Genomic DNA, 12,989 nt, shown 5'->3' with positions numbered 1-12,989 from the left:
ATTCAGGTATTCAACACGGCCGGCCAGCCTAGCAAGCCGCCCGCGCGGCCGCCTTGCGCGGGATCAAACCGGATCGAGCCAGGCCAGCAACGCCATCCGCCCCGTCTCGCTGTCGCGGCGGTACGAGAAAAAGCGCTGGGCGTCCGTCACGGTGCACAGGCCGCTCAGGCTGACCTGTTGTACCCCGGCGCGGCGCAGGCGGAAATCAGCCAGACCGGCGAGGTCCGCCAGCCATTTGCCGGGCACGCCCGGCCGCGGCCGGAAATAGGACTCTGTCGCCGGGTCGTCCGCCCTGAAGGCGTCCAGCACGTCGCGGCCAACCTCGAACGCCTGCGGGCCGATGCCGGGGCCGACCCAGGCGCGCCAGGCCGTGGCCTGCGGCACCTTGGCCCGCATCGCGGCCAGCGTATTTTCCAGCACACCGCCGGCCAGGCCGCGCCAGCCGGCGTGGGCCGCGCCCAGGACGCGCCCGTCCGCATCCGCAATGACCACCGGCAGGCAGTCGGCCACCATGACGGCCAGCACCCGGCCCGGCTGCGACGTGACGCTGGCGTCCAGCGCCGGCTCGTCCGGCAGATCGGCTTGGTCCGCGTCGACGACGTCGCTGCTGTGCACCTGGCGCAGCCACAGGGGCTCGGACGGCACCGCGGCGCGCAGCCGCCGGCGGTTTTCCGTGACGGCGTCCGGGTTGTCGCCGGCGCGCAGCCCCAGGTTCAGGGTGTCGTGCGGCGCGACGCCCACGCCCCCTGCCCGCGTGGTGCAGAAGTAGTTGACGCCGCCCCATGCGGGGCCGGTCACCACGGGCAAGCCTTGAATCACGCGTTCCATGCGATCGCTTCCTGGACCAGGGTCATGTCCGCCGGCACGGGCGCGGCGAATTGAACTTCGCCACGGCCGCCCGGATCATCGAAATGCAAGGCGCGCGCATGCAGCATCTGCCGCGCGGCGCCCGCGATGTTCTTGCCGCCGTAGATCGTGTCCGCCAGCAGCGGATGCCCCAGGCTGGCCATGTGCACCCGGATCTGGTGGGTGCGACCGGTTTCCAGGCGGCACACCACTTCGGTGACGCGGCCGCCAGGATCGACCTGGCCGCGGCGGGCGGGAGAATAATGCGTCACGGCGGGCTTGGGCGCCACCGGGCGTTCGACGCTCATGCGTACCGGCACGCGCGGATCGCGGCCGATCGGACGGTCGACCTTGCCGGCGGCCGCCACCCAGCCGTGCGCCAAGGCCACGTATTCGCGGCCCATACTGCGCGCCTGCAATTGGCGCACCAAGTGAGTTTGCGCGATTTCGTTGCGCGCCACGACCATGAGGCCGGAGGTGTCCTTGTCCAGCCGGTGAACGATGCCGGCGCGGGCCACCTGGGCCAATTCGGGGTAGCGGTGCAGCAGGCCGTTGAGCAGCGTGCCGCTCCAGTTGCCGGCGCCGGGATGCACCACCAGGCCGGCCGGCTTGTTCACGACGATCCAGTCGGCGCTTTCGTCGACCACGGGGAAATCAATGGCCTCGGGGGCGAACGCCAGGGCTTCGGGCGCGGGCTGGGCCCAGACAGTGATCTCGTCGCCAGGGCCGACGGTCTGGCGGATCTTGCCGGGGGCGCCATTGACGTGGACGTTGCCGGCTTCGATCCAGCCCTGCAGGCGGCTGCGGGAATGATCGGGCAACAGCCCAGCCAGCACCTTGTCCAGACGGTCGGCGCGAGTGGCCGATGGCACCGTTACAAGTTGCGGTTCACCCCGTGGGTTTTCGCTCGGGTTTTCGCCGGGAAGACCCAGGAGTTCATCGTCAGAAACGAGATCTGCGCTGATGGCTATATCAGACATGGAGACAAATCATATAATCAGCCTGCCATGCTAACACCAAGGATACGATTCTCGTGATTCACCACTCCGCAGCTCCCTTGAACCCCGCCTCCCGAAGCGGGTCGGTTTTGCGCGTGGTTATCGCGCTATTTGCCGTTATCGCCATCGCCGGTTGCGGCTCGACCAACAGCAAGTACGACAAGACCACCAACTGGAGCGCCGAACAGCTGTACGCCGACGCCAAGGCGGAAATCTCGTCGGGGGGCTGGAAAGAAGCCCGCGAGCGCCTGACCGCCATTGAAAGCCGCTACCCCTTTGGCGTGTACGCCCAGCAAGCCCTGCTTGAACTGGCCTACGTCAACTGGAAGGATGGCGAAAACGAACAAGCCCTGGCCGCGATCGACCGCTTCCAGCAGCTCTACCCCAACCATCCCGGCACCGACTACGCCCTCTACCTGAAAGGCCTGATCAACTTCACGCCGGCCAGCGCGTTCATGAGCAGCCTCACCGGCCAGGACCCCGCCGAGCGCGACCCCAAGGGTCTGCGCGCGTCCTACGACGCCTTCAACGAGCTGATCAAGCGCTATCCGGACAGCAAGTACACCCCGGACGCCGAAAAGCGCGTCGCCTGGCTGGTGAACACCATCGCCATGAACGAAGTGCACGTGGCCCGCTACTACTACGAGCGCGGCGCCTACATCGCGGCGGCCAACCGCGCGCAGACGGTCATCACCGACTTCGAAGGCGCCCCCGCCACCGAAGAAGCGCTCTACCTGATGGTGCAGTCCTACGACAAGCTCGGCATGACCGAACTGAAGAACGACTCGCAGCGCGTGTTCGACAAGAACTTCCCCAACAGCTCGTTCAAGGACAAGGGCCTGAAGGCCGACAAGAGCTGGTGGAATCCGTTCAACTGAATCACCGCCGCCGCATGGGAAAAAGCCTCTCGATACATCGAGGGGCTTTTTTTATTCCGCCTGCTTTCTCTTGTAGAAAGCCAGGACCTCTTCCAGTTCGCGCGTTCGCGCGAATGGCGGCAGGCCGCGCCACAGCTGCTTGCCATAGGGCTTTTCGACCAGGCGGGCGTCGCCCACCATCAGCACGCCCCAATCGGCCTCGGTGCGGATCAGGCGGCCGGCGCCCTGCTTGAGCGAGATGGCGGCTTCGGGCAGCTGGTATTCCGAGAACGGGTTGCCGCCGTGGGCGCGGCAGGCCCGCAGGCGCGCCTCGATCACAGGGTCATCGGGCGGCGCGAACGGGAGCTTGTCGATCGCGACCAGCGTCAGCACATCGCCGGGCAGGTCAATGCCTTCCCAGAAGCTGGCGCTGCCCACCAGCACCGGATGGGTCAGCTTGCAGAAACGGTCGAGCAGGTCGCGGCGCGTGCCCTCGCCCTGCTTGAGCAGCGGCCAATCGTGGCCGGCGTCGTCGAAAGCGTCGGCGAGCAGATTGGCGACCTTGTCCACCGCGCGCAAGGTGGTGCACAGCACCAGCGTGCCGCCGGGGCTGGCCTCCAGCAGCGGCAGCAGCGTCTGCACGAAGCGGTCCAGGAACTGCGGCGATTGCGGCTCGGGCATGCCACGCGGCACGAACAGCAACGCCTGCTGCGGGTAATCGAAGGGCGATTCCCATTTGCCGGTACGCGCGCGCTCCAGGCCCAGCTGGCTGGTGAAATGGTTGAACTCGCCGTTCACCGACAGCGTGGCGGACGTCATGATCCAGGCCTGGCCCGGCTTGCGGTACTTGGAAAAAGCCTGCGCCACCGACAAGGGCGCGGAATGCAGGCGCACATGGTGCAGGCCGTGCTCGACCCAGCGCACCGCCGGGCCGGTCCATTCCACAGCGGCCGCCGCGCCTTCAAGAATGGCGGCAGGCGTGGACAGGCCGTCGCCCAGGGCCGAAGCCGCTGGCGGTTCCGGCGCCTGGTCGTCGCGCCCCCAGCCTTCTTCGTCGAACCCGGCCCCCGAGCCGCCACGGCCCGGCGTGGCCCAGCGCTTCAGGCGCACGGAGATCTCGGCGCCGGTGCGCGCGGCGGCCACCAGGTCGGGATGGCGCTCGGCGACCGAGCCCAGCGCGTTGGTGGCGGTATCCACGGCCTCGCGCAGCACCGCCAGCGCGGTGTCGAATTCGTCGGCGTTGGGAATGGCCTCGAACGTGGCCTTGCGGCCCGGCAGGCGTTCCAGCGGCGCACAGGCCAGCCGCAGTTCGCGCGCGGCGGTTTCCAGGTGGCGCGACACGTCGCTCCATTTGGTCGCCTCGCGCGCATACGCCAGGCCGGCGACTTCAAGCGCTCGGCCGAAATCCATCAGCTGGTGGGTGGACACGCTGCTGCCCAAGAAGCGGGTGGCGGTGTCGGGCAACTGGTGCGCTTCGTCGAAAATGACGGTGTCGGCTTCGGGTAGCAGATCGGTGACGCCCTCTTCGCGCAGCACCAGGTCGGCCATGAACAGGGCATGGTTGACCACTACCACGTCGGCCTCCTGGGCCTGGCGGCGAGCCTTGACCACGAAACAGTCGCGGATGCGCGGGCATTCCTGGCCCAGGCAGTTTTCGCGGGTGGAGGTGACCCGCTGCCAGATGTCGGCGTCTTCGGGCACCTGCGCGAGATCGCCGCGGTCGCCGGTCTTGGAAATGCCGGCAAACACCTGGATCTGGCGCAGTTGCTGGATCTCGGAGCGTGACTTCAGCGCACGGTCGTCGCCCTGCAGGCGGTCCAGGTGGTAATGGCAGACGTAGTTGCCGCGGCCCTTGAGCAACGCGGCTGTGACGGGCGCCGCCAGGGCGGCGCGCACGCGCGGCAGGTCGCGGGCGAAAAGCTGGTCCTGCAGGGTGCGGGTGCCGGTGGAAATCAGCACCTTGCCGCCCTGGATGAACGCGGGTACAAGATAGGCCCAGGTCTTGCCGATGCCGGTGCCGGCCTCGGCAACCAGCGTGGCGCGGTCGGAAATGGCCTGGCCAATGGCTTGGGCCAGTTCCACTTGCGACGGGCGTGGCTTGTAGCCGGGCATGGCCGAGGCAAGCGGCCCGTCCTCGGCGAAGAATTCGGATATGTCCAGGTCCAGCATTGAAACAGCCTAGTGTCGAAATCAACCGTGCCGGTCGACGGTCGAGGCGCCAGACACTGATGGTGGGAAAGGACCAAATGATACCCGCTGCCGCCGCCCTTTTCTGCTTGCGGCCTGTCCGCGAGCCCAACCCGCAGGGACGGATCGGTCACCCCTGGCACGTTCTGTAACAACGGCTTATGGCACAATCCGCCCCTTGTTTTTCCTTTTTGCCGTCGTATCGAGATGTCTGAAACTTCCGTTATCACGAACGTCGCCGCCGGCGTCGACAATGCCCGTATCGTTGCCCAGCTCGCCACCGAGCTCGGGGCGCGTGCCTCCCAGATCGCCTCGGCGGTGGAACTGCTCGATGACGGCGCCACGGTGCCCTTCATCGCGCGCTACCGCAAGGAAGCCACCGGCGGCCTGGACGACACCGTCCTGCGCAACCTGGAAGTGCGCCTGGGCTATCTGCGCGAACTCGAAGAGCGCCGCGGCGCCATCCTCGAGTCCATCTCGCAGCAGGGCAAGCTCACCGCCGAACTGCAGCAAGAGATCTCCACGGCCGATACCAAGCAACGCCTGGAAGACTTGTACGCGCCCTACAAGCCCAAGCGCCGCACCCGCGCCCAGATCGCGCGCGAAGCCGGCCTTGAGCCCCTGGCCGACGGCATCCTGGCCGATCCGGCCTGCGATCCGGCCGTGCTGGCCGCGCAATACCTGAATCCCGAAGCCGCAATCAACGACGCCAAGACGGCGCTGGACGGCGCGCGCGACATCCTGGCCGAGCGCTACGCCGAAAACGCGGACCTGCTGGCCGACATGCGCGAGCATCTCTGGTCCACCGGCCTGCTGTATTCCAAGATGGTCGACGGCAAGGAAACCGAAGGCGCCAACTTCCGCGACTGGTTCGACTTCAACGAACCGCTGCGCACGCTGCCTTCGCACCGCATCCTGGCGCTGCTGCGCGGCCGCCAGCAAGGCGTGCTGGAAATCCGCCTGGGCCTGGAGGCCGAGCTCGAAGCCCAGTTGCCCCACCCCTGCGTGGCGCGCGTGGCCAGCTTCCTGAAGCTGGGCAACGGCCTGTTCGCGCTGGACGCCTCGCCGCGCGCCCGCTGGCTGGGCGAAGTCTGCCGCTGGACCTGGCGCGTCAAGCTGGTCACGGCGTTTGAAAGCGAACTGATCGGCCGCCTGCGCGAAACCGCCGAAGCCGAAGCGATCCGCGTGTTCGCCGCCAACCTGAAAGACCTGCTGCTGGCCGCGCCGGCCGGCCCCAAGGCCGTACTGGGCCTGGACCCGGGCATCCGCACCGGCTGCAAGGTCGCCGTGATCGACCAGACCGGCAAGGTCGTCGACACCACCACCGTCTACCCGTTCGAGCCGCGCCGCGACCGCGAGGGCACCATCAATACGCTGGCCGCGCTGGTCGCCCGCCACAAGGTGGACCTGATCGCCATCGGCAACGGCACCGCCTCGCGCGAAAGCGAGAAGCTGGTGGGCGACATGATGGAACGCTTCCCCGACCTGAAGGTGACGCGCGTGGTCGTGTCCGAGGCCGGCGCGTCCGTGTACTCGGCTTCTGAAATGGCTGCCCAGGAATTCCCCGACCTGGACGTGACGCTGCGCGGCGCCGTGTCCATCGCGCGCCGCCTGCAGGATCCCCTGGCCGAGCTGGTCAAGATCGATCCCAAGGCCATCGGCGTGGGCCAGTACCAGCACGACGTCAACCAGCGCGAGCTGGCGCGCTCGCTGGACGCCGTGGTCGAAGACTGCGTGAACGCGGTCGGCGTAGACGTGAACACCGCCTCCGCCGCCCTGCTGGCGCGCGTGTCGGGCCTGAATTCCTCGCTGGCCAAGAACATCGTCGCCTGGCGCGACGAGAACGGCGCCTTCCCCACCCGCGACATTCTGCGCAAGGTGCCGCGCTTTGGCGACAAGGCCTTTGAACAGGCCGCGGGCTTTTTGCGCATCCCCAACGGCGACAATCCGCTGGACGCGTCCTCGGTCCACCCGGAAGCCTACCCGGTGGTCGAGCGTATCGTCGCCAAGATCAAGGCCGAAGTGAAGCAGATCATCGGCCAGCGCGATGCCCTGAAGGGCGTCTCGCCGTCCGACTTCACGGACGAGCGCTTCGGCCTGCCCACGGTGCGCGACATCTTCTCCGAACTGGAAAAACCGGGCCGCGATCCGCGTCCGGAATTCAAGACCGCCCAGTTCAAGGAAGGCGTCGAAACGCTGAACGACCTGTTCCCCGGCATGGTGCTCGAAGGCGTGGTCACCAACGTGGCCAACTTCGGCGCGTTTGTCGACATTGGCGTGCACCAGGACGGCCTGGTCCACATCTCAGCCCTGGCCGAGAAGTTCGTCAAGGACCCGCGCGACGTGGTGCGCGTGGGCCAGACGGTCAGCGTCAAGGTGCTGGAAGTGGACGTGGCACGCAAGCGCGTCGCCCTGACCATGCGCATGAACGACGCCGCCGTGCCCGCGCGGCGCGGCTCGGACGCTCCGGCCAAGGGCGGCGACCGCCCCGGCCGCCGCCCGCAGGGCGACAGCGGCCGCGGCAATAGCGGCGGCGCGGTGAACAGCGCCATGGCCGACGCCTTCGCCAAGCTCAAACGCTGATCATCCCCTGGCCGCCCTCGCATGGCGCGGCCAGGCGGCTCCAGCAGGTCTCCAACCGGCGCTTAGGCGCCGGTTGTCATTCAACCTAGGACTTTCCCGCAAACGGCCATTTCCTTGCGTTCCCTCAAGCCTGACTCAACAAAAATAAGGGAAAATATCGAATTGTGTCCAAATAATAAAAAGCCGGGTGAGCGGGACACGCACGGCAGATGCAAACCCATGATCAGGCGAGCTGCGGCGCAAGCGTCTATCGGGTAGAAGCACAAGAAAAAGAGCGCCATACCCTGAGAAAGACCGGAGATCCGTCCGCCATGCGCAATACCATTACGCTTGCCGCCAATGAAACGGCAACCATTACCGAAAAAGAAGCCAGCCTGAGCGGCGCCTACAACGAAGTCACGCTGGGGCAGTATTCCCACCTGACGGTGGATGGCGCCGAAGTCACCTTCAAGCACATCACGCTGGAACGCCTGGGCAGCCGTGTCATCGAACTGGTCAACGGCGCGCAATTGCATGTGGGCGCGCTGGGCTTTGCCAGCATGGGCGCCAGCATCGTCTACCGCATCGGCGCCGGCTGCGCGCTGATCTTCGACGCCAGCCAATGGGACCCGGAAGTGGTAGCCAACACCACCTTCGATTTCGCCAGCCAGGGCAGCGGCACGTTGAAGTACTTTCCGTTCATCAACCCGGAATGGCTGGACTGCCCGAACGTCACGGGCTATTCGACGGGCGACATGCTGGAGATCGCCGGCCAGGGCAGCGCGCAGCGCTTCCAGGTGCGCGACGGCCGTATCGTCAGCAGCGTGGCGCGCTGAACGAGCGCGGCCTTATCCGCATGTAAACGGCCAGGCGGCGAAGCCGCCGTGCCCGATGGCGGCGGCTGGCGCGGCTTGCAGCCGCTGGACTGGATCGCGCAAGCGCCGCCTGGCCCGTTTCACTCCTGCGACATCGACGTCAGGGCCTCGCGCGCCTTGAGCAGCAGGGCCTGGGCATCGCCCTGCGCGCCGGTGGGCGCCGTGGCCACGGTCACGCCGTCGAGCACGGCCGCCAGGCCCGCAGCGGAGGACTGCAGCAAGGTCTCGGGCGATTCAGCCTGCAGGCGGCGCATCAGCGCGCCGGCTTCCTTGGGGTCCGCGAAACGCTGCGACAGCAGCAATTCTTCGCCGTCGGCGGCCAGCAGGCGGAAGCGGAAACCACCGTCTTCGTCGCGGAAGCTGACGAAACGCGCGCCCTTGCCCTTTTCCTTCTTGGCCGGCGCATTCTTGCCCGGTGCCTGCGCGTTCAGGTTGCGCAAGCCCACGGCCTCGCGCAGTTCGCGCATCATCGGCACAGCCAGCTGGCGGGCCTTGGCCGCGCCAGCCTGCAACACGTCTTCGATGCGGCCGGGGTTGGCCATCAGGTCGAAGTAGCGCTCGCGCATCGGCGCCAGCAGGTTTTCCAGGTGGTCGTACAACGCCTGCTTGGCCTCGCCCCAGCCCAGGCCTTCCTCGAGCTGCTTGCGGAACGCGGCGGCCTGGGCCGGCGTCGCGAAGGCGCGATAGATGGTGTAGAGATGCGAGCCTTCGGCGTCCTTGGGTTCGCCGGGTTCGCGCGAGTCGGTCACGATGCGCATGATCGAGGCGCGCAGCGCCTTGGCGCCGCCTTCGAACAGCGGGATCGTGTTGTTGTAGCTCTTGGACATCTTGCGGCCGTCCAGCCCCGGCAAGGTGGCCACGTCTTCCTCGATGGCGACCTCGGGCAGCGTGAAGTAGTCGCGGCCATACAGGTGGTTGAAGCGCTGGGCGATATCGCGCGCCATTTCCAGATGCTGGATCTGGTCGCGGCCCACCGGCACCTTGTTGGCGTTGAACATCACGATGTCGGCGGCCATCAGCACCGGGTACGAAAACAGCCCCATCGTCACACCGTCGTCGGGGTCCACGCCCTTGGCCACGTTCTGGTCCACCGATGCCTTGTAGGCGTGCGCGCGGTTCATCAGGCCCTTGGCGGTGACGCAGGTCAGCAGCCAGCTTAGTTCGGGGATTTCGGGGATGTCGGACTGGCGGTAGAACGTGACGCGCTCGGGGTCCAGCCCGACCGCCAGCCAGGTGGCGGCGATCTCGAGCCGCGAGCGGGCGACGCGGGCCGGGTCATCGCACTTGATCAGCGCGTGGTAGTCGGCCAGGAAGAAAAACGCGTCGACACCCGGTTGCGTACTGGCTTGAACGGCGGGGCGGATCGCGCCGGCGTAGTTGCCAAGGTGGGGGGTTCCGGAGGTGGTGATGCCAGTGAGGACGCGGGTATTCATGGGTGAAGAGGCGTGTGCTTGGAGAAAAGCCCAGTGTAACGTGCCGGGCGCGCGAGCCGCTGGCCGGCCCTGCCCGCCAATGCCTGCGCAACCCTGCGCGCAGGCCCAGCCACACGCTCTACAGCACCGCCAGCACCGGCGCGGCCAGCGCGCACAGGCCGCCGGCCGTCAAGGCGGCGCGCGGCCGGAAGGTCAGGAACCAGATCAGCAGCAGGCCGGCGATGCTGAGAATGCCGATCCATTCGACCGTGCCGTAGCTCCAGCCCCAGACCGCCGCGGATGCGCACAACGACAAGCCCAGCGCCAGCCAGCCGAAAGCCCGCAACGGCAGGCGGTGGCGGCGCGGCAAGGCACGGTCGAACAGGTCTTCGTAATGACGGTCCATGCCCAGGCACAGGGCGGAAAACCCCGCGTAGGCCAGGCAGAAGGCGGCTAGCGTCATGGCGTATCACCTCGGTTCATAGGCGGCTTCGGAAGAAGAATGCGAGAGCGTGGCGGCAGCCGGCGCGCGAACCGCGGCCGGGCTGGGTGCAGCGGTCTGGACCGGCGCCTGGGCGGCTGGTTTGGCGGCAACCTTGGCGGACATCTTGGCCGGCGCCTTGCGGGCGCGGGCGGCCTTGCGCGCCATCCAGCCCAGCAACAGCGCACCGGCCAGGCAGGTCAGGTCGAACCCGGCCATGACCCAGTCACCGGCCTGTAGCGACACGCCCAGGTGCCGCGACGTGGTCAGGGCGTTGATCACCGGCACCAGGGCCAGCGAGGCGGCGGCCGCCCACAGCAGGTCCTGCCACTTGCGCTTCTGGAACAGGAACGCGTAGACCAGCGACAGGCCCCAGGCGGCAAAGAACGCGCGCACTTCCCACAGCTGGCGGCCCGGCAGGTCGGCGGGCACCAGGCGATTGGCCCAGAAGAACGCCGCCACCGCGATGAACAGCCCGGCGATGGTGCCGGCGTTAAGACCGTCCACCAGGCGCAGCGAGAAGGCCTCGCGCGCACCTGGCCGCGCCTTCTGGCGCCGCTTGGCGATCCACAGCACCAGGCCCGAGCCCACCATGGCGGTGCCGGCCAGGCTGACCAGGAAATAGAACCAGCGCAGCAGCGGCTCGGCGAACAGGCCCAGGTGCAGCCCGACGATCACGCCGGCCGTGCGCACGGTCGGGCTCAATTCGTCCTGCCCTTCCAGCACCGCGCCGCTTACGCCGTCAAAACGCAGATAGGGCGAAAGCCGGCCATAGGACACGCCGTCGGCCGCGTCGCGGGTGACGGTGATCGTGGCGCCCGCATCGCCGGGGTTGTTGACCGTGACGCGGCCCACGCGGCCGTGCCAGCGTTGCTGCGCCTGGTCCACCAGCGGCGCGATGTCGACCAGCGGCGCCGGCTCGTTGCGCGGCGGGGTGACCTTGAACGACGCGAACACGTCGTCGGTATATTGGCGCGGGTTTTCATACACCGCCAGGATGCCGGCGGGCATCAGCATGGTCATGAACAGCACCAGGCCGCTGAAGGTGATCATCAGGTGAAACGGCAGCCCCAGCACCGACAGCGCGTTGTGGCCGTCCATCCAGGCGCGCTGCCCGCCCTTCTTGGGCCGGAACGTAAAGAAGTCGGCGAAGATCTTCTTGTGCGTGATGATGCCGCTGATGATGGCCACCAGCATGAACATGCCCGCGATGCTGGCCAGCCAGCGTCCCCACGGGAACGCCGTTTCCAATTCGAAGTGGAAGCGATAGAAAAAGTCGCCGCCGCGCGTTTCGCGTCCTTGCACCGCCTGGCCCGTGTGCGGGTCGAGCTTGACGCGCACGAAGCCGCGCTCGCCCGGTTTGGGCTTGGGCACCTGGTACAGCATGGAGATCACGGGTTCGCGATCGGACGGCGGCGTGATGAACCAGCGCTTGGCGTCGGGGGCATGCTCGGCCAGGTAGCGCTGGCCGAGTGTCACGGATTCGAGCACGGGCGCAGCCTGCGCCTGGATTTCCGGCTGCATCCAGCGGGTGATCTCGGGCCGGAAGAACGACAGCGTTCCCGTCAGGAACATCGCGAACAGCACCCAGCCGAAGATCAGCCCCGACCAGGTGTGCAGCCACGACATGGATTGGCGCAGGCCTTCTTCGCCTTGCGCTTTTCCGTTGCTGGGTTTCATGCGGCCCCCACCAGGCCATGGGCCAGGAACAGACCGCCGAACACCGCCGCCGGCACCAGGATGCCAGCCCAGGCGCGCCAGGCGTTGCGCGTGGCAAAGACCCACAGCACGCCGCAGGTGTAGACCACGAAGGACAGCATCTGCGCCGTCACGACGGCGTCGGCGCGCTGCAGGGGCAGCCAGACCGCCAGGCAGGCCGCAGCCGCCGAGGCCAGGCCGTAGCCGCCCAGGATGGCGGCCGCCGCCCGGGAGGTCACGGCCAAACGGTAGCGCATCATGCCTGCGCCGGCTGCGGGAGCTTTCACTTGTTCACGTTGAAGGTCAGGGTCGAAACGTAGCGGATCTTGGTATAGGCCTTGCCGTCCGTCTGGCCGGCTTCGTCCACGACGTGGGCCGCTTCCAGCACGTACTGGCCGGGCCACGGGGTCGTGATTTCGATACGGCCGTTCTCGTCGCTATGGAAACGCTTTTCCCACTTGGGCGGACCGAACACGGTGACTTCGGTCTTGGCCAGCGGCTTGCCCTTGAACTGCAGCACGAAGGTGTTGCTGCCCGCGGCGGCCGGCACCAGCTCAAGGTCAAGCTTGCCCTGGGTGTCTTCGCGGCCCGCCTTGGCGCCGTACTGCATCAAGGTTTCCTTGAACTGGATCGGCTGCGACAGGCGCACATCGCCCTTGCCGCTGGCGGCGAATTCAACGAAATCCGCGCCTTCGGCCGACGCCTTGAGCGCCTTGCCGTCCGCGCCGGTCACCACCGGCGCCACCAGAACCTTGCCCAGCAGGCCGTCGCGTTTTTCGCGCAGGTCATCCGCCCATTCGCCGAAATAGGCTTTAGCCGGGCCCTGATCGGCCCGCTCCAGCCAGACGAAGTGCGCCTGCGCCGCGCCGGCGCTGCCCAGCAGCGCGATCGCCGCCAAAGTCCTTGCGAATTTCATTGTCGATTTTCCTGTTGTGTACGCCGATCCGGGGCCGCCCCGCGGCGGATTCCCTGTCGGCAGGTTCTAAATTATAACCATTCTCACTACGAAACAGTGCCGCCTTGCGGCCCTGTCTCAAGGCGCCCGCGGTCATGCCGCCGGGCGCCCCGGATCG

Annotated in this window: 11 protein-coding genes; 3 read left to right on the top strand and 8 right to left on the bottom strand. The window is 67.4% G+C overall.

The genetic code is table 11. The features are described from left to right. Window positions 1-63: 63 nt before the first annotated feature. Entirely contained in the window at window positions 64-828 is a 765-nt protein-coding gene (gene pgeF / locus A9974_RS09475) for a peptidoglycan editing factor PgeF (RefSeq protein WP_183003850.1), read from the bottom strand. Beyond that, window positions 816-1,826, bottom strand: coding sequence for an RluA family pseudouridine synthase (locus A9974_RS09470; protein ID WP_183003849.1), 1,011 nt, complete (start codon window positions 1,824-1,826; stop codon window positions 816-818). The genes pgeF and A9974_RS09470 overlap by 13 nt, the downstream gene beginning before the upstream one ends. Window positions 1,827-1,933: 107 nt before the next feature. Here A9974_RS09470 and A9974_RS09465 point away from each other — a divergent pair, with 107 nt between their 5' ends. After that, window positions 1,934-2,722, top strand: coding sequence for an outer membrane protein assembly factor BamD (locus A9974_RS09465; RefSeq protein WP_025140122.1), 789 nt, complete (start codon window positions 1,934-1,936; stop codon window positions 2,720-2,722). Window positions 2,723-2,773: 51 nt separating this feature from the next. Here the strand turns inward: A9974_RS09465 and A9974_RS09460 are convergent, their stop codons facing one another. Continuing rightward, window positions 2,774-4,870, bottom strand: coding sequence for an ATP-dependent DNA helicase (locus A9974_RS09460; RefSeq protein ID WP_183003848.1), 2,097 nt, complete (start codon window positions 4,868-4,870; stop codon window positions 2,774-2,776). A 225-nt stretch (window positions 4,871-5,095) separates the two neighbouring features. Between A9974_RS09460 and tex the strand changes: the two genes are divergently transcribed. Both tex and A9974_RS09450 read left to right on the top strand, forming a co-directional pair. After that, window positions 5,096-7,471, top strand: a complete 2,376-nt coding sequence (gene tex, locus A9974_RS09455) for an RNA-binding transcriptional accessory protein Tex (RefSeq protein WP_183003847.1) — start codon at window positions 5,096-5,098, stop codon at window positions 7,469-7,471. 311 nt (window positions 7,472-7,782) lie between these two features. Next, the gene (locus tag A9974_RS09450) at window positions 7,783-8,286 is read left to right on the top strand and encodes a hypothetical protein (protein ID WP_183003846.1); all 504 of its coding nucleotides are present in this window, start codon (window positions 7,783-7,785) and stop codon (window positions 8,284-8,286) included. A 119-nt stretch (window positions 8,287-8,405) separates the two neighbouring features. Here A9974_RS09450 and A9974_RS09445 read toward each other — a convergent pair whose 3' ends face one another. The 5 genes from A9974_RS09445 to A9974_RS09425 form a co-directional block, all read right to left on the bottom strand. Next, window positions 8,406-9,758: a tryptophan--tRNA ligase gene (locus A9974_RS09445; protein ID WP_183003845.1), complete on the bottom strand. Its 1,353-nt coding sequence runs from the start codon at window positions 9,756-9,758 to the stop codon at window positions 8,406-8,408. Between the two features lie 118 nt (window positions 9,759-9,876). Beyond that, window positions 9,877-10,200 carry a DUF3325 domain-containing protein gene (locus tag A9974_RS09440; RefSeq protein ID WP_183003844.1) on the bottom strand — a complete coding sequence of 108 codons (324 nt, stop codon included), beginning with the start codon at window positions 10,198-10,200 and terminating at the stop codon, window positions 9,877-9,879. 6 nt (window positions 10,201-10,206) lie between these two features. Further along, window positions 10,207-11,898, bottom strand: a complete 1,692-nt coding sequence (locus A9974_RS09435) for a PepSY domain-containing protein (RefSeq protein WP_183003843.1) — start codon at window positions 11,896-11,898, stop codon at window positions 10,207-10,209. Continuing rightward, entirely contained in the window at window positions 11,895-12,176 is a 282-nt protein-coding gene (locus tag A9974_RS09430) for a DUF3649 domain-containing protein (protein ID WP_183003842.1), read from the bottom strand. Before A9974_RS09430 ends, A9974_RS09435 begins: the two co-directional genes overlap by 4 nt. Before the next feature lie 23 nt (window positions 12,177-12,199). Continuing rightward, the gene (locus tag A9974_RS09425) at window positions 12,200-12,832 is read right to left on the bottom strand and encodes a DUF4198 domain-containing protein (RefSeq protein ID WP_183003841.1); all 633 of its coding nucleotides are present in this window, start codon (window positions 12,830-12,832) and stop codon (window positions 12,200-12,202) included. Between the last annotated feature and the right edge of the window lie 157 nt (window positions 12,833-12,989).

Origin of the sequence: Achromobacter sp. UMC71 (assembly GCF_014170305.1) — a bacterium.
In the GTDB taxonomy this organism is placed as follows: Bacteria; Pseudomonadota; Gammaproteobacteria; order Burkholderiales; family Burkholderiaceae_B; genus Achromobacter.
Note: the sequence above shows the minus strand (reverse complement) of the source record. Positions and strands in the feature narration are given on the sequence as shown.

Bases quoted from the DNA above. Each gene is read 5' to 3' on its own strand.
- A9974_RS09425 (WP_183003841.1), bottom strand. From the start codon at position 12,832: ATGAAATTCGCAAGGACTTTGGCGGCGATCGCGCTGCTGGGCAGCGCC.
- A9974_RS09460 (WP_183003848.1), bottom strand. From the start codon at position 4,870: ATGCTGGACCTGGACATATCCGAATTCTTCGCCGAGGACGGGCCGCTT.
- tex (WP_183003847.1), top strand. From the start codon at position 5,096: ATGTCTGAAACTTCCGTTATCACGAACGTCGCCGCCGGCGTCGACAAT.
- A9974_RS09430 (WP_183003842.1), bottom strand. From the start codon at position 12,176: ATGATGCGCTACCGTTTGGCCGTGACCTCCCGGGCGGCGGCCGCCATC.
- A9974_RS09435 (WP_183003843.1), bottom strand. From the start codon at position 11,898: ATGAAACCCAGCAACGGAAAAGCGCAAGGCGAAGAAGGCCTGCGCCAA.
- A9974_RS09445 (WP_183003845.1), bottom strand. From the start codon at position 9,758: ATGAATACCCGCGTCCTCACTGGCATCACCACCTCCGGAACCCCCCAC.
- A9974_RS09440 (WP_183003844.1), bottom strand. From the start codon at position 10,200: ATGACGCTAGCCGCCTTCTGCCTGGCCTACGCGGGGTTTTCCGCCCTG.
- pgeF (WP_183003850.1), bottom strand. From the start codon at position 828: ATGGAACGCGTGATTCAAGGCTTGCCCGTGGTGACCGGCCCCGCATGG.
- A9974_RS09470 (WP_183003849.1), bottom strand. From the start codon at position 1,826: ATGTCTGATATAGCCATCAGCGCAGATCTCGTTTCTGACGATGAACTC.
- A9974_RS09450 (WP_183003846.1), top strand. From the start codon at position 7,783: ATGCGCAATACCATTACGCTTGCCGCCAATGAAACGGCAACCATTACC.